Source organism: Actinomadura opuntiae, assembly GCF_030283205.1.
Lineage (GTDB): Bacteria > Actinomycetota > Actinomycetes > Streptosporangiales > Streptosporangiaceae > Spirillospora.
In genome coordinates this window covers 169423-187146 of the sequence record NZ_JASNWF010000013.1, presented here as the reverse complement: position 1 = coordinate 187146, position 17724 = coordinate 169423, and the positions used below count along the sequence as shown (strand labels likewise).

The window sequence follows — 17724 nt, the reverse complement described above, 5'->3', positions numbered from 1 at the left end:
AGGGGGCGACCCCCTGGAACCCCCGTCAACGGGCGGCTGAGGTTCGAGCTGCCGGGCCGGGGGTCAGACGGTTGTGCGGAGGTCGCCGGTGGGGGCGGCTACGAGGATGGGGGCCTTGGGGCCCAGGTCGCGGACGGCGCTGATGTCGGCGGGGTCGGCGGTCTCGGCGGCGGTGACGACGGCGGCGGCCTCGAGGTCCTCGGCGCCGCTGGAGACGGCCATCGCGACGGCGACCTTGAGGGCCGACAGCTTCAGCGACGGCAGGTCCACGCTCGTGGCGGAGTAGGTGCGGCCCGTCTCGTCGCGGACGGCGGCGCCCTCGGCGGCGCCCGTGCGCGCCCGCGCCGACCGGGCCAGGGTGATGATCTTCGCGTCCTCGGCGTTCAGCTCGCTCACGAGCCCAGCGTACGGCCTTGCCGGCGGCCGCAAGTCACCGGCAACCGGGCGGCAAGCGGGGCGGACGACCCTGGGCGGTGTCGGATCACACCGTTCTGGGGGAGGGCCATGTCACGCCTGCTCTACCGCCTCGGCAAGGCAGCGGCCTTGCGGCCGTGGCGGTCCATCGTCGTCTGGCTGGTCCTCGTCGGCGCGCTGGCCGGTCTTGCGGGCGTCGCCGGGGGCGCGCTGCACGATGACTACACGCAGTCCGGAAGCGGGTCGCAGAAGGCGAGGGACCTGCTGGAGGAGCGGTTCCCCGCGTTGTCGGGCGCGGACGCGCGGGTCGTGGTGCACGCGAAGTCGGGCCGCGTCGACGGGGCGGCGCTGGCCGTCGCGGGGGCGCGGCTGCGCACGCTCCCGCATGTCAGCGCGGTGGATCCGGCGCAGCCGAGCCCGGACGGGCGGACCGCGCTGCTCACCGTCCGGTACTCGGTGCAGGTCACCGAACTGGCACCGAAGGAGAGCGTCGACCGGCTGAAGTCGGCGACGCGGAACCTCGACGCCGCCGGCTACCAGGTGGAGTTCGGCGGCCAGGTGCCCGAGAACGTGACCGCGCCGGGCGGCGTCGCCGAAGGAGTCGGGGTCGTGGCCGCGCTGGTGGTCCTGTTCCTGGCGTTCGGGTCGGTGGTGGCGGCCGGGCTGCCGCTCGTGGTCGCGCTGGCCGGGCTCGGGGCCGGCGTGTCCGGGGTCACGCTGCTCGCCGCGTTCACCGACGTGTCGACGACCGCGCCCACGCTGGCGGTCATGGTGGGGCTGGGCGTCGGGATCGACTACGCGCTGTTCATCCTCACCCGGCACCGGGAGGGGCTGGCCGAGGGCCTGGACGTGCCCGAGGCGGCGGGACGCGCGATCGCGACCGCCGGCCAGTCGGTGATCTTCGCCGGGTTCACGGTGCTGCTGGCGCTGTGCGGGCTGGTGCTGTCGCGGAACCCGGTCTACATGACGATGGGGTTCGCGACCGGGCTCGTCGTGGCGGCCACGGTCGCGAGCGCCGTCACGCTGCTGCCCGCGGTGCTGGGCCTGGCCGGACGCCGGGTGCTGCGCCGCCGCGACCGGGCCCCCGGGGCGACGATCCACGCGGACTCGCCGCGGGTGCGGCGCTGGGCCGAGCATGTCGGGCGCCGCCCGTGGGCGTGGCTGCTGGCCGGGCTCGTCCTGATGATCACGCTGGCGGCGCCCGCGCTCGGGATGCGCACGTGGCCGAGCGACGCCAGCAGCGAGCCGGAGTCCAACACCGTCCGGCGGGCGTACGACCTGGTCGCCGAGGGGTTCGGCGACGGCGCCAACGGCCCGCTGATCGTCGCCGTCGACCTGCGGAAGGCCGACGCGAGCACGCTGCCCGCCCTGCGGGAGCGGATCGCCCGCACCGACGGGGTGGTGAGCGTGTCGCCGCCGCTGCTGTCCCCGGGCCGTGACGCCGCCGTCCTCGTGGCCACGCCGAAGTACGGGCCGCAGGACGAGCGGGCGCCGGCCGTCGTCGACCGGATCCGCGGCCGCGACCTGCCGCCCGGCGCGGAGATCACCGGGCTCACCGCTGCGTACGTGGACCTGTCGCGCTCGCTGTCGGACCGGCTCTGGCCGATGATCGGGGCGGTCGTCGCCACCTCGTTCGTGATGCTGATGATCGTCTTCCGGTCGCTGGTCGCGCCGCTGAAGGCCGCCGCGATGAACCTGCTGTCGATCGGCGCCGCCTACGGGGTGCTGACGGCGGTGTTCCAGTGGGGCTGGGGAGCGGGGCCGCTCGGGCTGCCGCACGGCGTGCCGGTGTCGTCGCTGATCCTGCTGCCGATGTTCGCGGTGCTGTTCGGGGTGTCGATGGACTACGAGGTGTTCCTGCTGTCGCGGGTCCGGGAGGAGTGGCTGCGGCACGGCGACGCGCGCGGCTCGGTGTCGTCCGGGCTGGCCGCCACGGGCCGGGTGATCAGCAGCGCCGCGCTGATCATGGTCGCGGTCTTCCTCGGCTTCGCCGCCGACCCCGGCCTGGTCATCAAGCAGATGGGGGTGGGCCTCGCGGTCGCGGTCGCGCTGGACGCGACGGTCGTGCGGCTCGTGCTGGTGCCCGCCGCGATGGCGCTGCTCGGACGGGCGAACTGGTGGCTGCCGAAGCCGCTCGCCCGCGTGCTGCCGGAGATCGACCTGCACGGCGCCGAGCCGGCGGACGCCGGACGCGAGCGGGAGCCCGCGCCGGCGCGCTGACGCCGCCGAGGCGCCGCTCGCACCGGACCGGCAGGGGATCACGGCGGCGGTCACGGCCCGGTTAGGCTGATCGGGCCATGACCACCGCCGTCCGCGTCCTCGGGACGTTCGCCGTGCACGTCGCGGGCGTGCCCACCGACCTGGGCGGTCCCCGGCGGCGCTCGGTGCTGGCGCGCCTCGCCGCGGCGCACGGCCGCATGGTCCCCGCGGACCGGCTCGTCGACGACCTGTGGGCGGGCACGGCGCCGCCGCACGCCGCCGCCGGCCTGCAGTCGTTCGTGTCGCACCTGCGCCGCGCCCTCGAACCCGGACGGCCGCCCCGCACGCCCGCCCGCGTCCTGGTCACCGAACCGCCCGGGTACGCCCTGCGGCTGCCGGACGACGCCGTCGACGCCTGGCGGTTCGACGCGCTGATCGACCGGGCCGCGCGGCTGCTGGACGCCGGCGACCCGTCCGGGGCCCGCCGCGACGCCGAGGCGGCGCTGGCCGAGTGGCGCGGGCCCGCCTACGCCGAGTTCGCCGCGCTGCCGTGGGCCGCCGCCGAGGCCGCCCGGCTCGACGAGCGGCGCCGCCTCGCCGTCGAGCGCCGCGCCGAGGCGATGCTCGCGCTCGGGACCGCCGCCGAGGCCGTCCCCGACCTGGAGGCGCACACCGCCGCCCACCCGCTGCGCGAGGAGGCGTGGCGGCTCCTGGCCCTCGCCCTGTACCGAGCGGGACGGCAGGGCGACGCGCTCGCCGCGCTCCGCCGCGCCCGCGCCGCCCTCACCGAGGAACTCGGCGTCGACCCCGGCCCCGCCCTGCGCGACCTCGAAGCCGGCATCCTCGCCCAGGCCCCGGACCTCGGCGGCGGAGCGGAACGGCCCGCCCGGTACGTGGCGCGGGCGGCGGCCGCGGAGCCGTCCGGCGCCCCGTTCGTCGGGCGGGAGCGGGAACTGGCCCGGCTGGACGAGGCGGCCCGCGAAGCCGAGGCCGGACGCGGCACCACCGTCCTCATCAGCGGCGACGCCGGAATGGGCAAGACGGCCCTCACCGAGCGGTTCGCCCGCCTGCTCGCCGGACGGGGCTGGACGTGCGCGTGGGGACGCGCGCCGGAGACCGGGGGAGCGCCCGCCGCCTGGCCCTGGGCCGAGCTGCTGCGCGACCTCGCCGCCACCGCCCCGCCCCCCGCCGCCCTGGCCGTCCGCCTCGCCCCGCTGCTGGACGACGCCGCGACCGGGCACGGCGCCGCCGACGTCAGCGCCGGCCGGTTCCGCCTGCATCTCGCCGCCGGTGACTACCTCGCCGGGCTGGCCGAAGGCAGGCCGCTCCTGCTCGTCCTCGAGGACCTGCACTGGGCGGACGAGGAGACCCTCGCGCTGCTCACCTGGCTGGCCGGGCGGGTCCGCGACCGCCGCGTCCTGCTCGCCGCGACGTTCCGGCAGACCGAGGTCCCGGGCCCGCTCGCCGGCGCGCTCGCCGCGCTGGCCCGGCGGGAGCCGGCCCGGATCGAGCTGCCCGGGCTGTCGGCCGCCGAGGTCGCCGCGCTGGTCCGCGGCGTCTGCGACACCCGGCTCGGCGACGCGGAGCTGTCCGCCATCGCCGAACGGACCGGCGGGAACCCGTTCTTCACCCGGGAGACCGCGCGGCTGCTCGCCGCCGAGGGCCTGCCCGCCGCGACCCGCCGGGTGCCCGCCGGCGTCGGCGACGTGCTGCGCCGCCGCATCGCCCGGCTCCCCGAACCCGCCCGGACCGTCCTGCGCGACGCCGCCGTCGCCGGCCGCGACGCCGCCCTGGACGTGCTGACCGACCTGTCCGGCGACGAGGACACCGTGATCGACGCCGTCGACGCCGCCCTCGCCGCCGGCCTGGTCACCGAGCCCGCGCCCGGACGCATGCGGTTCGCGCACGCCCTCGTCCGCGACACCCTCTACACCGACCTGTCGAGCGCCCGCCGCACCCGCCTGCACGGCCGCGTCGCCGCCGCCCTCGAACGGCACAGCCCCGACGAGGTCGCCGCCATCGCGCACCACTACCTGGAGTCCGGCACGGCGCCCGACCGGGCCGTCCGGTACGCGCGGCTCGCGGCGGAGGCGGCCGAGGCCCGCTACGCCCATCGCGTCGCCGCCGACCTGTGGGTCCGCGCCGCCGAGACGCTGCGCGCCCGCGGCGAGGGCGCCGCCCGCGAACGGCTGGAGATCGAGACCGCCGCGATCCGCGCGACCGCGCTGGCCGGGCAGGTCGTCGACGCCCGGGACCGCCGCCGCCGCGCCATCGCCGACGCCCGCGCGCTCGGCGACGTCCGCCTCCTCGCCCGGATCATCGTCGCCTTCGACGTGCCGACCCTGTGGACCAGCCGCGAGTACGGGATCCTCGACCGGGAGGTCATCGAGGCGACCGAGCACGCCCTCGCAGGCTCGCCCGGCGACGACCCCGCGCTGCGCGCCCGCCTCCTGACGACCCTCGCGATCGAACTGGAGGGCGAGCAGGACGACCGGGGCGCCAGGGCGGCCCGCGAGGCCGTCGAGACCGCCCGCGGGCTCGGCGACCCCGCCCTGCTGGCCGCCGCGCTCAACGGCGGCTACCTCAACGGCTACCGCTCCGCCGACGGCCTGCGCGAACGCCGCCGCATCGCCGCCGAACTCCTCGACCTCGCGACCGAGCACGACCTGCCCGGCTACCTCGTCCTCGCCCGCCTGCAGCTCCAGCAGACCGAGGTCGCCTCCCTCGACCTCGCCGCCGCCCGCCGCCACCTGGACGAGGGCCGCCGGCTCGCCGAGCACTACGGCCTCCCGCTGCTCGCGATGATCGCCGAGTGGTACGGCGGCCTCGCGCACACGTTCGGCGCCCGCTACGACGAGGCGGAACGGGTCTACACGCAGGTCGGCGGCGCCATCGGCCGGACCGGCATCTGGAGCAGCGAGCGCGGCATGATGCTCGTCGGCGCGTTCTGCCTGCGGTACGTCCAGGGGCGCGCGGGCGAACTGGTCGACGAGACCGCCTGGCTGCGCGCGCAGTGGCCGCACGTCGCCGCGACCTCCGACATCCACGTCCTGGCGCTGGCCGCCGCCGGCCGCCTCGACGAGGCCCGCCGCGCCGCCCCCGCCGACACCGCGCCGGTCCGCCGCGACTACTTCTACGACCTGGTCATGGCGATCCGCGCCCGCCGGGCCCTCGCGCTCGGCGACCGCGCCCTCGCCGCCGAGACCTACGACGCGCTGCTCCCGTACGAGGGGCACGTCACCGGCGGCGCCACCGCCGTCGCCACCATCGGCCCCGTGGACGAGGTCCTCGCCGACCTCGCCCGCTTCCTCGGCCTCCCCGAAGCGACCGCCGCCGCCCACGACCGCAAGGCCGCCGAGGTCATGAGGGTGCTGACGGGTGTCGGCCCAGGGACGGCCTGACCGTCGGGCGCACCCCGGCGATCAGGCGCGCGTCCGTGACCCCGACGGGGGCGAGCCGGAGCGACGCGGCGATCGCCGCAGTGCCCGTTGAAGGAAGGCGCTCTGGCGCCTGAGGCCGAGGGCACTGCAACAATATGGAGCGTGACGAGCAGCGGAGACGTGATGGGCGGGGTCGCGCCCGCGGGGTATCGGGCCGGGTTCGCCTGCTTCATCGGCCGGCCGAACGTGGGGAAGTCCACCCTGATGAACGCGCTGGTCGGCACCAAGGTGGCGATCACCAGCAGCCGGCCGCAGACGACCAGGCGGGCGATCCGCGGGATCGTGCACCGGCCGGAGGCGCAGCTCGTCGTGGTGGACACGCCCGGCCTGCACAAGCCCCGGACGCTGCTGGGGGAGCGGCTGGACAGCCTCGTCCGCTCGACCCTCACCGAGGTGGACGTGATCGGCTTCTGCGTGCCCGCCGACCAGCCCGTCGGGCCCGGCGACAAGTACATCGCGCGGGAGCTGGCGGGGGTGAAGAAGACGCCGGTCGTGGCGATCGTCACCAAGACCGACCTGGTCGCGCCCGAGCGGGTCGCCGAGCAGCTGATGGCGGTGGGACGGCTCGGCGAGTTCGCCGACATCGTGCCGTGCTCGGCCGAGAGCGGCTTCCAGGTCGGCCTCGTCGGCGACCTGCTGATCTCCCGGCTGCCCGAGGGGATGCCGCTGTACCCGGAGGGCGACCTCACCGACGAGCCCGAGCAGGTGCTGATCGGCGAGCTGATCCGCGAGGCGGCGCTGGAGGGCGTCCGCGAGGAGCTGCCGCACTCGATCGCGGTGGTGGTGGACGAGGTGAACCCGCGCGAGGGCCGCGACGACCTGATCGACGTCTACGCGCACCTGTTCGTCGAGCGGCCCAGCCAGAAGGGCATCATCATCGGGCACAAGGGCGCCCGGCTGCGCGAGGTCGGCGCGGCGGCGCGGCGGCAGATCGAGGCGCTGCTCGGCACCAAGGTCTTCCTGGACCTGCGGGTCAGCGTGCTCAAGGACTGGCAGCGCGACCCCAAGCAGCTCCGCAGGCTGGGGTTCTACGACTGACCGGGGCGGGTGTTCACTCCTGCTCGGGCTGCGGCGTCGGCGCCGTCCCCCCATGCGGCCGGTGATCGGGGTGGTGCTCCTCGGGCTGCCGGCCCCAGGCCTGCGCCTCCTCGGGCCACGCGGCGCCGGATTCCGCCCACTGCTGCTGCGCGTACTGCGCTTCGGCGTACTGCTGTTCGGCGTACGCGTACTGCTGGTCGGGGTGCGGCGCGCCGCCCGTCCTCGCGGCCAGGCGGTCCGAGATGGGACGGACGAGGCTGAACGCGACCAGCAGTAGACTCGACGCGACCGCGAGGAACCAGCCGTACCGCAGGCTGACCTGGTAGGTGAGGTTCAGCCCGCTGTCCGCCAGGCGGTCGGGCACGTCGCCGAGCCGAAGCACGAAGATCCCGCAGGTCAGCAGCGACAGCACGGCGGGGATGGCGGCCAGCGCGCCGATCCGCTGGTCGCGCGCGACGAGGTTCCAGAACGCCATCACGATCGCGACGACGGCCAGCACCGGGACGGCGAGGACGATGGTGTCGGCGTCGATGCCCGCCACGCTGCCCCGGTCGCGGACCAGCGAGCGCCCGAACAGATCGAAGACGATCTGGGCGTGCGCCCACGGCAGGAACGCCGAGACCACCAGCACGGCGGAGACCACGATCATGGCGAGGTCCCAGCCGGCGCGGCGCGGCCCGGCCGGCGCGGGCGGCGCCGCCGGCGGCGGGCCGAATCCGGCGGGCGCCGCCTCCGGCGGGTCCCCCTCGGGCGGCAGGAAGGACGGGCGCGGCCGCGCGCGGCCGGCCTCGGAACCCAGGTCACCGGTCATGGACCCAGCGTAAACGGCGCGGCCGTGTTCCCCGGGACGGCCACGTCGGCGGCGCGGGGTCGGTACTTTGGAGCGAAGTCCGTTTTGGGAGGAGAGCCCCGGTGTTGCTCGTTTTCGGGCTGACGGTCGTCTTCCGTACGGTCGGCGAGGGCATGTTCCACTGCCCGCAGTGCGGTGGCGACCGCGCCTACCGCAGGCGGGCCGCGCGGCGCTGGTTCAGCCTGTTCTTCGTGCCGCTGGTCCCGCTGTGGCGGCTCGGGCACGCGGCCGAGTGCCGCACGTGCCGCGGCCGCTTCCCGGTGTCGGCGCTGCGCGCGCCGACCGCCCAGCAGATGGCGGCGGCGCTGCCGGCGGGCATGCGCGCCGCCGCGGCCCTGGTGCTGCGCTCGGGCGCCCCCGACGACGAGTCGTCCCGCGCCCGCGCCATCGAGACCGTCACCCGCTACGGGGAGCCGGAATACGACGACGACGCCATCGACGCCGATCTCGTCGTGGCCCCGGTGTTCCTCGGCCAGGAGGTCGAGCGGGCGGGCGCCCACCTCGCCGTGGAGGCCAAGGAGTGGTTCCTGGCCGAGGCCGTCCGCATCGCGCTGGCGGACGGCCCGCTCGACGAGGGCGAGCGGCAGGCGCTGCACGCCGTCGCCGAACTGCTCGGCATGTCCCGCGCGTACGCGCTGGGCGTGATCGTCACCACCGAGGGGGCGTCCCGCTGACATGGACCCCGCCCATCCCGGCCCGGGTCCCGGCACGGCCCTGGTGCGGCCGCCGGGGCCGCGCCTCGCCGAGGGGATCGTCACCCACATCGGGCGTCGCCCGGTCGACACCGCGCTCGCCGTGCGCCAGCACGAGGCGTACGTCGCGGCGCTGCGGGCGTCCGGGCGGCGGATCCGGGCGGTGCCGCCGGCCGACGACCATCCGGACGCGGTGTTCGTCGAGGACACGGTGGTGGTCTGCGGCGACCTGGCGGTGCTCGGCAGGTCGGGGGAGACGCGGCGGCGCGGCGAGGCGTCCGGCACCGAGCAGGCCGTCCGCGAGCTGGGCCTGCGGGTCGAGCGGATCAAGGCGCCGGGCACCCTGGACGGCGGGGACGTGCTGTGCGTCGGCGACACCGTGTACGTGGGGCGCGGCGCGCGCACCAACGAGGAGGGCATCTGCCAGCTCGCGCACCTGCTGGGCGGGCGGCGGGTGGTGCCGGTGGACACCCGCGGCTGCCTGCACCTGAAGTCGGCGATGACGGCGCTGCCGGACGGCAGCCTGATCGGGGTGCCGGAGCTGGTGGACACCTCGGTGCTGCCGTTCATCCGGGTCGTCCCGGAGCCGGCGGGCGCGCACGTGGTGCTGCTCGGCCCCGACCACGTGCTCATGGCGGCGTCCGCGCCGCGAACCGCCGCGCGGCTCGCCGCCGACGGGCTGCGGGTGACGCGCGTCGACATCAGCGAGTTCGAGGCCCTGGAAGGCTGCGTGACCTGCCTGTCCGTCCTCCTCCCCTGAGGCGGCGGGACGGGAATGCCCGGTGTGCCGCGGGCCGTTGGAGGAGACGGCAGGGGTCCCTGTTGTCTCAGCATCCGGACGTTGGTTTCCGTAACTGGGACGTCGTCTGTTACGTTGGCAGGCGTGTTGCGTGAGCTGCTCCTCCTTAGCGGCCGCAGCGGGGGCCTGTAAACCAGGTCGGCTCCCTCGCTGCGGGACTTCGTTATGGACGTCGGCCGTGAGGTTCGAGCAGAGAGAGCACATCGGATGTATCCGCAACAGCAGCCTTCCGGAATGCCGTTCCAGCGCTACCGGCCGTTCACCCCGATCAAGCTGACCGACCGGACCTGGCCGGGCGAGGTCATCACCGAGGCCCCGCGCTGGTGCGCGGTCGACCTGCGGGACGGCAACCAGGCGCTGATCGACCCGATGGACTCCCACCGCAAGCTCCAGATGTTCGAGCTGCTGGTACGGATGGGCTACAAGGAGATCGAGGTCGGCTTCCCGGCGGCCAGCCAGACCGACTTCGACTTCGTCCGGCAGATCATCGAAGAGGACCGGATCCCCGACGACGTGGTGATCCAGGTCCTGACGCAGGCCCGGCCCGAGCTGATCGAGCGGACCTTCGAGTCGGTGCGCGGCGCCAGGCAGGCGATCGTCCACCTGTACAACTCGACCAGCACGCTGCAGCGCCGCGTGGTGTTCGGCCAGGACAAGGACGGCATCACCGCGATCGCGGTGGAGGGCGCCAAGCTGTGCGCCAAGCTCGCCGAGGACATGGGCGACACCGAGATCTACTTCCAGTACTCGCCGGAGTCGTTCACCGGCACCGAGCTGGAGTACGCCGTCGAGGTCTGCAACGCCGTCAACGACGTGTGGAAGCCCACGCCGGACAAGAAGGTCATCGTCAACCTGCCGGCGACCGTCGAGATGGCCACCCCGAACATCTACGCCGACCAGATCGAGTGGATGCACCGGAACCTGGCCTACCGCGACTCGGTCGTGCTGTCGCTGCACCCGCACAACGACCGCGGCACCGCCGTCGCCGCCGCCGAGCTCGGCTACATGGCGGGCGCCGACCGCATCGAGGGCTGCCTGTTCGGCAACGGCGAGCGCACCGGCAACGTCTGCCTGGTCACCCTGGGCCTGAACCTGTTCACCCAGGGCGTCGACCCGCAGATCGACTTCTCCGACATCGACGAGATCCGCCGCACCGTCGAGTACTGCAACCAGCTGCCCGTGCACGAGCGCCACCCCTACGGCGGCGACCTGGTCTACACCGCCTTCTCCGGCTCCCACCAGGACGCCATCAACAAGGGCTTCGACCACCTCAAGCGGGACGCCGAGGCCGCCGGGACGCCGGTGGAGGAGTACACCTGGCAGGTCCCGTACCTGCCGATCGACCCGCACGACGTCGGCCGGACGTACGAGGCCGTCATCCGGGTCAACAGCCAGTCCGGCAAGGGCGGCGTCGCCTACATCATGAAGACCGAGCACTCCCTGGAACTGCCGCGCCGGCTGCAGATCGAGTTCTCCCGCGTGGTGCAGGAGCACACCGACGACGAGGGCGGCGAGGTCACGCCCGAGCGGATGTGGGAGATCTTCGAGGCGGAGTTCCTCGCCAACGGCCCGCGCGTCGGCCTGCTGGCGCACCGCGCCACGTCCCGGGTGGACGAGAAGGACGCGCTCAGCTGCGACATCCGGGTGGACGGCGAGATCCGCGAGATCCAGGGCGTCGGCAACGGCCCGGTGTCGGCGTTCGAGGACGCCCTCGCGTCCGTCGGGATCAGCGTGCGCGTGCTGGACTACGCCGAGCACGCGATGAGCGCGGGCGGCGACGCGCGCGCCGCCGCCTACGTCGAGTGCGACGTCAACGGCACGACGGTGTGGGGCGTCGGCATCGACGGCAACATCGTCACCGCCTCCCTCAAGGCCATCCTGTCGGCGGTCAACCGCTGCTGTTAGCCCAGGGGGGTGACCCCCTGGAACCCCCGTTGCGACCGACAGGCCGTTTCGCCGCTCCGCTGGCGCTCCGCGGCGAAACGGCCTGTCGGTCGGCGGGCAGGCCCGCTCCGCTCGCTGGCGCTCGCTCCGCGTGCCTGCCCGTGGTTGTGGCTGAGGTCCGGCCCTCCGTTCCTTTGTTCAGCCGGGTTCCACGTTCGGTGGCGGGGTCGGGCTGCAAGGAACGCAAGCGGTTTGCAACTTCGCGTCGTATAGTTGCGGTATGACACGTCGACTGGCTGAGGTGGCCAAGAAGGTCGGGGTCAGCGAGGCCACCGTCAGCCGGGTCCTCAATGACAAGCCGGGCGTTTCCGACGCGACCCGCGCGGCCGTGCTGACGGCCCTGGACGTGCTGGGGTACGAGCGGCCCACCCAGTTGCGGGGTGAGCGGGCGCGGCTGGTCGGGCTGGTGCTGCCCGAGCTCGGCAACCCGATCTTCCCCGCGCTGGCCGAGGTCGTCGGCGGGGCGCTCGCCCAGCGCGGTTTCACGCCGGTGCTGTGCACGCTGACGCCGGGCGGGCTGTCGGAGGCCGACTACGTGGAGATGCTGCTGCAGCAGCAGGCGTCAGGGGTGATCTTCGCGGGCGGGCTGTACGCCGAGGCGGACGCCCCGCACGGCCACTACCACCGGCTGCTGGACGTGCGGCTGCCCGTCGTGCTGGTCAACGCGGCCAGCGAGAAGCTCAGCTTCCCGCAGGTGTCCACCGATGACGCGGTCGCCGCCGAGCAGGCGTTCGCGCACCTGCTGTCGCTCGGGCACGAGCGCATCGGAGTGGTCCTCGGCCCCGCGGACCACGTGCCGTCCAGCCGCAAGCTCGCCGCCGTCCGCGCCGCCGCCGAGCGCGCCGGCCTGGACCTGCCCGAGGCGTGGGTGCGGCGGAGCATGTTCTCGCTGGAGGGCGGCCAGGCCGTCACAGGGCGGCTGATCCGCGACGGCGTCACCGGCGTGATCTGCGCAAGCGACCCGCTCGCGCTCGGCGTCATCCGCGCGGTGCGACGGCTCGGCATGACGGTTCCGGACGACGTCTCCGTCGTCGGTTACGACGACTCGGCGTTCATGAATTGCGTGAATCCGCCGCTGACCACCGTCCGGCAGCCGATCGAGGCGATCGGCCGCGCGGCCGTGGCGCTGCTGGTGAGCCAGGTGGAAGGCGGCCCGGTCGCCGCCGAGGAACTGCTCTACGAGCCCGAACTGGTCGTTCGCGCGTCCACGGCGCCGATCAGGAACCCGCGCGGCTGACGCCGCGCCCCGCGTACCGGACCGTCCGAAAGCCGCCCTCGTGCAGGGCGGCTTTCGGTGTTCTGCAGGCGCTTACGGCTGGTGGGGGAGCTGTTGTCGAGTTCTTGCGAATATTCATTCACCTATTGCACTGTGATGTTGGTCTCTGTATGTTCCTCGCAATCGGCCGACCCAACGGCCCAGGAGGGAACCCCCATGAGATCCCGGATTCTCGCCACCGCGCTCGCCGCGGCCCTCGGCGCCACCGTCGCCGGCTGCGGCGGGGACGGCTCCGGTGGCAAGGACACCGCGCCCCTGGACGCCGGCACCAAGGTGTCGATCACGGTCGGCTGCATGCCGGCCAAGAGCCAGGCCGCGCAGCGCAAGGAGTGGCTGGAGGACGTCGCCGCGTTCCAGAAGCTGCACCCCAACATCACGGTCGAGGGCAAGGACGCCTTCCCCTGCATCGACCCGAACACCTTCCAGGCGAAGCTGGCGGGCGGGCAGATGGAGGACGTCTACTACGTCTACTTCACCGACGTGCGCGGTGTCATCGCCAACGGGCAGGCGGCCGACATCACCCCCTACATCGGCCAGTCCAAGCAGTACCCGAGCGTCGACCCGGCGGTCGAGAAGGTCTTCAAGGACGGCGGCAAGGTCTACGGCCTGCCCCGGCAGAACTACTCGATGGGCCTGTTCTACAGCCGGTCCCTGTTCAAGAAGGCGGGCCTCGATCCCGACCGGCCGCCCACGACCTGGGCGGAGGTCCGCGAGGACGCCAAGAAGATCAGCGCCCTCGGTGGCGGCACCGTCGGCTACGCCGAGTTCAGCGCCAAGAACCAGGGCGGCTGGCACTTCGCGACCTCGGTCTACAGCCAGGGCGGCGACATGGTCACCGCCGACGGCAAGAAGTCGGCGTTCAACAGCCCGCAGGGCAAGGCCGTCCTGCAGAACCTCAGGGACATGCGCTGGACCGACGACTCGATGGGCACCAAGCAGCTGCTCGTCGACGCCGACGTGCAGCGGATGATGGCCGCCGGCAAGCTCGGCATGTACCTCGGCGCCCCCGACAACGCGACCGCGCTGGTCGACCAGTTCAAGGGCCGGTACGAGGACTACGGCATGGCGCCGATCCCGGGCTCGGCCGGGACGCTGATGGGCGGTGACGGCTACCTGTTCAGCCCGAAGGCGTCCCCGGAGAAGATCAAGGCCGGGCTGATGTGGCTCGACTTCGCCATGCTCACCCCCGGCCAGGGGCAGCTGAACTACGCGCGGGCCGCCAAGGACGGCCGTCCCGTCGGCATCCCGCAGCCGAAGCTGTTCGGCGACAACGCGATGGGGCAGAAGGACCGGCAGCTGCGCGCCGCGTCCGCGAACCTGCCCGTCCAGAACTTCAAGCCGTACGAGGACGCCTACGCCAAGGTGCCCGGCAAGCTGGAGCCGCCGCACGCCCAGCAGCTCTACACCATTCTCGACTCGGTCGTCCAAGCCGTGCTGACCAGGCGGGACGCGAACATCGACCAGCTGCTCGCGGACGCGCAGCGCAAGGCCGACGCCGCGCTGGCGCGGTCGGGGAACTGACGCCCGCCCCCGGGGCGCCGGCCCGCGACGCCGGCGTCCCGGACCCGCCGCCCAACGCCCGGAGGCACCGATGACCACAGCGCGGACGCTCGTCCGCCCCGCCGCGCACGCGCGGCGGAGCCCCTCGCGCGCCCGGCGCGCCGCGAAGCGCAACCTGACCGCGTACGGGTTCCTGTGCGGGGCGCTGATCTGCTTCGCGTTCTTCTCCTGGTACCCGATCGTCCGCGAGGTGCTGCTCAGCTTCCAGAAGACCAACTTCGTCGGCGAGGCCCGCTGGGTCGGGCTCGACAACTTCCGCACCGTGTTCGCCGACCCGGGGTTCGTGGACGCGTGGGTCAACACGGCGGAGTTCACCTTGCTGGCGCTGGTGGTCGGGTACGTCGTGCCGTTCGCCATCGCGATCGTGCTGAACGAGTTGAAGCACGCCCGCGCGTACCTGCGGTTCGTGGTGTACCTGCCGGTGATGCTGCCGCCGGCGGTCGCGGTGCTGCTGTTCAAGTGGTTCTACGACCCGGGGCCGGGGCTGTTCAACCAGATGCTGCACGCCGTGCACCTGCCGGGGCTGAGCTGGCTCGACTCGACGAGCACCGCGCTGGTCTCGCTGGTGATCGTGTCGACGTGGATGAACCTCGGCAGCGGCACGCTGATCTACCTGGCGGCGCTGCAGACCATCCCCGGCGAGCTGTACGAGGCGGCGGAGCTGGACGGGGCCGGGCTGTTCCGCCGGATCCGGCACATCACCGTCCCGCAGACCCGGCTGATCCTGCTGGTGATGCTGCTCCTGCAGATCATCGCGACGATGCAGGTGTTCATCGAGCCGTACCTGCTGACCGGCGGCGGACCCGAGGGCTCGACCGTCACCGTGGCGTACCTGATGTACCAGTACGCGTTCAACTTCACCAACTTCGGCGGCGGCGGCGCGCTCGGGCTGATGCTGATGCTCGTGCTGATGGTGTTCTCCGCCATCTACCTGCGCGTCTCGCGCGAGGAGGCGAGGTAACCGATGGCGGAGACGCGCACCCTGGTCTCGCCGCACACGCTCGGCACCCGGCGCGGCAAGGCGATCTACTGGACGACCCTCGTCTCGATCGTCGTCGTGTTCACGTTCGTGTTCGTGTTCCCGCTGTACTGGATGGTCACCGGCGCGATGAAGTCGCCGGACGAGCTCGCCGACGTCCCGCCGGACGTGTTCCCGCACCACCTCGACCTGTCCGGCTACCGGGAGGCGTGGCGGCAGCTCGACCTCGGGTTGTACCTGCGCAACACGCTGGTCTACGCGCTCGGCGCCTGGCTGTTCACGATGGGCGTCGACGTCACCGCCGCGTACGCGCTGTCGAAGCTGCGCCCGATGTTCGGCCGGGCGGTGCTCGGGCTGATGCTCGCGACGCTGATGATCCCGCCGATGGTGATCCTGCTGCCCGCCTACCTGACCGTGAAGGACCTGCCGCTCCTGCACGTCAACCTGCTGAACACGCCCTGGGCGATCTGGCTGCCGGCCGCCGCGAACGCCTTCAACATCTTCCTGCTCAAGCGGTTCTTCGACTCGATCCCCACCGAGCTGCTGCAGGCCGCGGAGGTGGACGGCGCCTCGCCCGCGCGGATCCTGTGGTCGGTGGTGCTGCCGGTCTCGCGGCCCATCCTCGGCGTCGTGTCGATCTTCACGATCGTCAACGTGTGGCGCGACTTCGTCTGGCCGCTGCTGGTGCTGCCCGACTCGCACCGCAAGACGATCAGCGTGGCGATCTCGTCGCTGGCGGTGCAGGTGCCGCAGAACGTGCTGATCGGCTCGCTGGTAATCGCCAGCGTGCCCACCATCGTCGTCTTCTTCGTCTTCCAGCGGCACATCATGGCCGGCCTCACGGCGGGCGGCCTGAAGGGCTGATCCGCCCCCGGCCGTCCGTTCCTCTTAACGAGCAAGGAGTGTTCGCATGCCCGAAGCATGGTGGCGTGGCGCGGTGATCTACCAGGTGTACCCGCGCAGCTTCGCCGACGGGAACGGCGACGGCGTCGGCGACCTCGCCGGCCTGCGCGACCGGCTGCCCTACCTCGCCGGGCTCGGCGTCGACGCGCTGTGGCTGAACCCCTGGTACCCGTCCCCGATGGCGGACGGCGGCTACGACGTCGCCGACTACCGGGACGTCGAGGCGGTGTTCGGGACGCTCGCCGAGGCCGAGGCGTTCATCGCCGCGGCGCACGGCGCGGGGCTGCGGATCATCCTGGACGTGGTGCCCAACCACGCCTCCGACCAGGCGGCCTGGTTCCGGGAGGCGCTGGCCGCCGGGCCGGGCTCGCCCGAACGGGAGCGCTTCTGGTTCCGTCCCGGACGCGGCGACGGCCCGCCCAACGACTGGCGGTCGATCTTCGGCGGGCCCGCCTGGACCCGCGTGCCGGACGGCGAGTGGTACCTGCACCTGTTCGCGCCCGAGCAGCCCGACTGGAACTGGAACAGCCCCGACGTCGTGCAGGAGTTCCACGACGTGCTGCGGTTCTGGTACGAGCGCGGCGTGGACGGCATCCGCATCGACTCGGCGGCGCTGCTGGTCAAGGACCCCGACGCCGAACCGGACGGCCGGGACCCCTACACCGACCGCGACGGCGTCCACGAGATCTACCGGGGCTGGCGCAAGATCACCGAGGAGTACCCGGGCCGGATGCTGGTCGGCGAGGTGTGGCTGCCCGACCAGGAGCGCTTCGCCCGCTACCTGCGCCCCGACGAGATGCACACCGCGTTCAACTTCGACTTCCTGAACTGCGCGTTCGAGCCGCGCGCGCTGCGCGGGGTGATCGACACGACGCTCGCCACGCACGTCCCGCTCGGCGCGCCCCCGACCTGGGTGCTGTCGAACCACGACGTCGTCCGGCCCGTCACCCGCTACGGCCGCGCCGACACCTCGTTCGACCTGCAGGACCGCCGGCACGGCGCGCCGACCGACCGGGCCCTCGGGGTGCGGCGGGCGCGGGCCGCGGCGCTGCTGGCGATGGCGCTGCCCGGCGCCGTCTACATCTACCAGGGCGAGGAGCTCGGCCTCCCCGAGGTCGAGGACCTGCCCGACGACCTGCGCCAGGACCCGATCTGGAGCCGCTCGGGCCACACCGACCCCGGCCGCGACGGCTGCCGCGTCCCGCTGCCGTGGTCGGGGGACCGGCCGCCGTTCGGGTTCGGCGGCGACCCCTGGCTGCCGCAGCCCGCCGACTGGAAGGACCTCACCGTCGAGGCGCAGGAACCCGACCCCGGCTCGATGCTCAACCTCTACCGGAGGGCGCTGGGGCTGCGCCGCGAGCACCTCGGCGACGGCTCCCTCACCTGGCTCCCCTCGCCGGACGATGTCCTCGCCTTCGCCCGCGACTCCGGGCTGACCTGCATGGTCAACCTCGGCGCCGAGCCCGTGCCGGTCACCGGCGAGGTGCTGCTGGCGAGCGGACCGCTGCCGGACGGCCTGCTGCCGCCCGACACCGCCGTCTGGCTGCGCTGAGCCGGGCCGCCGCGGCCGCGCCGGCCCGCCGATACTTCTGCCGCTCCTCCCAGGCAGGTGTCCCACCCCCCGCATTCA

At 73.6% G+C, this 17724-nt stretch carries 13 protein-coding genes; 11 read left to right on the top strand and 2 right to left on the bottom strand.

All coding sequences use genetic code 11. The annotated features are described in order from the left end of the window. Positions 1-63 precede the first annotated feature (63 nt). Entirely contained in the window at positions 64-396 is a 333-nt protein-coding gene (locus QP089_RS27685) for a cytidine deaminase-like protein (protein ID WP_285915270.1), read from the bottom strand. A 108-nt stretch (positions 397-504) separates the two neighbouring features. Here QP089_RS27685 and QP089_RS27680 point away from each other — a divergent pair, with 108 nt between their 5' ends. From QP089_RS27680 to era, 3 genes are all read left to right on the top strand, one after another. Beyond that, positions 505-2634 carry an MMPL family transporter gene (locus QP089_RS27680; RefSeq protein ID WP_285915268.1) on the top strand — a complete coding sequence of 710 codons (2130 nt, stop codon included), beginning with the start codon at positions 505-507 and terminating at the stop codon, positions 2632-2634. A gap of 77 nt (positions 2635-2711) precedes the next feature. Next, positions 2712-6014: an ATP-binding protein gene (locus QP089_RS27675; protein ID WP_285915266.1), complete on the top strand. Its 3303-nt coding sequence runs from the start codon at positions 2712-2714 to the stop codon at positions 6012-6014. A gap of 162 nt (positions 6015-6176) precedes the next feature. Next, on the top strand, positions 6177-7091 hold the full coding sequence (gene era / locus QP089_RS27670; RefSeq protein WP_285915453.1) for a GTPase Era: 915 nt from the start codon (positions 6177-6179) through the stop codon (positions 7089-7091). A gap of 13 nt (positions 7092-7104) precedes the next feature. On the opposite strand, the gene QP089_RS27665 is transcribed toward era, so the two are convergent. Further along, positions 7105-7902, bottom strand: coding sequence for a hypothetical protein (locus tag QP089_RS27665; RefSeq protein ID WP_285915264.1), 798 nt, complete (start codon positions 7900-7902; stop codon positions 7105-7107). A gap of 101 nt (positions 7903-8003) precedes the next feature. Between QP089_RS27665 and QP089_RS27660 the strand changes: the two genes are divergently transcribed. From QP089_RS27660 to QP089_RS27625, 8 genes are all read left to right on the top strand, one after another. Continuing rightward, positions 8004-8615: a tellurite resistance TerB family protein gene (locus tag QP089_RS27660; protein WP_285915263.1), complete on the top strand. Its 612-nt coding sequence runs from the start codon at positions 8004-8006 to the stop codon at positions 8613-8615. A gap of 1 nt (position 8616) precedes the next feature. Beyond that, a complete protein-coding gene (ddaH, locus tag QP089_RS27655; protein ID WP_285915262.1) occupies positions 8617-9393 on the top strand; it encodes a dimethylargininase in 777 nt (258 codons plus the stop codon). Positions 9394-9639: 246 nt separating this feature from the next. Continuing rightward, on the top strand, positions 9640-11337 hold the full coding sequence (gene leuA / locus QP089_RS27650) for a 2-isopropylmalate synthase (protein ID WP_285915260.1): 1698 nt from the start codon (positions 9640-9642) through the stop codon (positions 11335-11337). Positions 11338-11596: 259 nt separating this feature from the next. After that, positions 11597-12613: a LacI family DNA-binding transcriptional regulator gene (locus tag QP089_RS27645; protein WP_285915259.1), complete on the top strand. Its 1017-nt coding sequence runs from the start codon at positions 11597-11599 to the stop codon at positions 12611-12613. A gap of 195 nt (positions 12614-12808) precedes the next feature. Beyond that, positions 12809-14173, top strand: a complete 1365-nt coding sequence (locus QP089_RS27640) for an ABC transporter substrate-binding protein (protein WP_285915258.1) — start codon at positions 12809-12811, stop codon at positions 14171-14173. A gap of 70 nt (positions 14174-14243) precedes the next feature. Then, entirely contained in the window at positions 14244-15173 is a 930-nt protein-coding gene (locus QP089_RS27635) for a carbohydrate ABC transporter permease (protein WP_285915256.1), read from the top strand. 3 nt (positions 15174-15176) lie between these two features. Further along, positions 15177-16055, top strand: coding sequence for a carbohydrate ABC transporter permease (locus QP089_RS27630; RefSeq protein WP_285915255.1), 879 nt, complete (start codon positions 15177-15179; stop codon positions 16053-16055). 46 nt (positions 16056-16101) lie between these two features. Continuing rightward, positions 16102-17646 carry a glycoside hydrolase family 13 protein gene (locus QP089_RS27625; protein ID WP_285915253.1) on the top strand — a complete coding sequence of 515 codons (1545 nt, stop codon included), beginning with the start codon at positions 16102-16104 and terminating at the stop codon, positions 17644-17646. Positions 17647-17724: the final 78 nt, after the last annotated feature.

Coding starts and splice junctions, on each gene's coding strand:
- QP089_RS27625 (WP_285915253.1), top strand. CDS start 16,102: ATGCCCGAAGCATGGTGGCGTGGCGCGGTGATCTACCAGGTGTACCCG.
- era (WP_285915453.1), top strand. CDS start 6,177: ATGGGCGGGGTCGCGCCCGCGGGGTATCGGGCCGGGTTCGCCTGCTTC.
- QP089_RS27665 (WP_285915264.1), bottom strand. CDS start 7,902: ATGACCGGTGACCTGGGTTCCGAGGCCGGCCGCGCGCGGCCGCGCCCG.
- QP089_RS27675 (WP_285915266.1), top strand. CDS start 2,712: ATGACCACCGCCGTCCGCGTCCTCGGGACGTTCGCCGTGCACGTCGCG.
- QP089_RS27645 (WP_285915259.1), top strand. CDS start 11,597: ATGACACGTCGACTGGCTGAGGTGGCCAAGAAGGTCGGGGTCAGCGAG.
- QP089_RS27680 (WP_285915268.1), top strand. CDS start 505: ATGTCACGCCTGCTCTACCGCCTCGGCAAGGCAGCGGCCTTGCGGCCG.
- ddaH (WP_285915262.1), top strand. CDS start 8,617: ATGGACCCCGCCCATCCCGGCCCGGGTCCCGGCACGGCCCTGGTGCGG.
- QP089_RS27635 (WP_285915256.1), top strand. CDS start 14,244: ATGACCACAGCGCGGACGCTCGTCCGCCCCGCCGCGCACGCGCGGCGG.
- leuA (WP_285915260.1), top strand. CDS start 9,640: ATGTATCCGCAACAGCAGCCTTCCGGAATGCCGTTCCAGCGCTACCGG.
- QP089_RS27640 (WP_285915258.1), top strand. CDS start 12,809: ATGAGATCCCGGATTCTCGCCACCGCGCTCGCCGCGGCCCTCGGCGCC.
- QP089_RS27630 (WP_285915255.1), top strand. CDS start 15,177: ATGGCGGAGACGCGCACCCTGGTCTCGCCGCACACGCTCGGCACCCGG.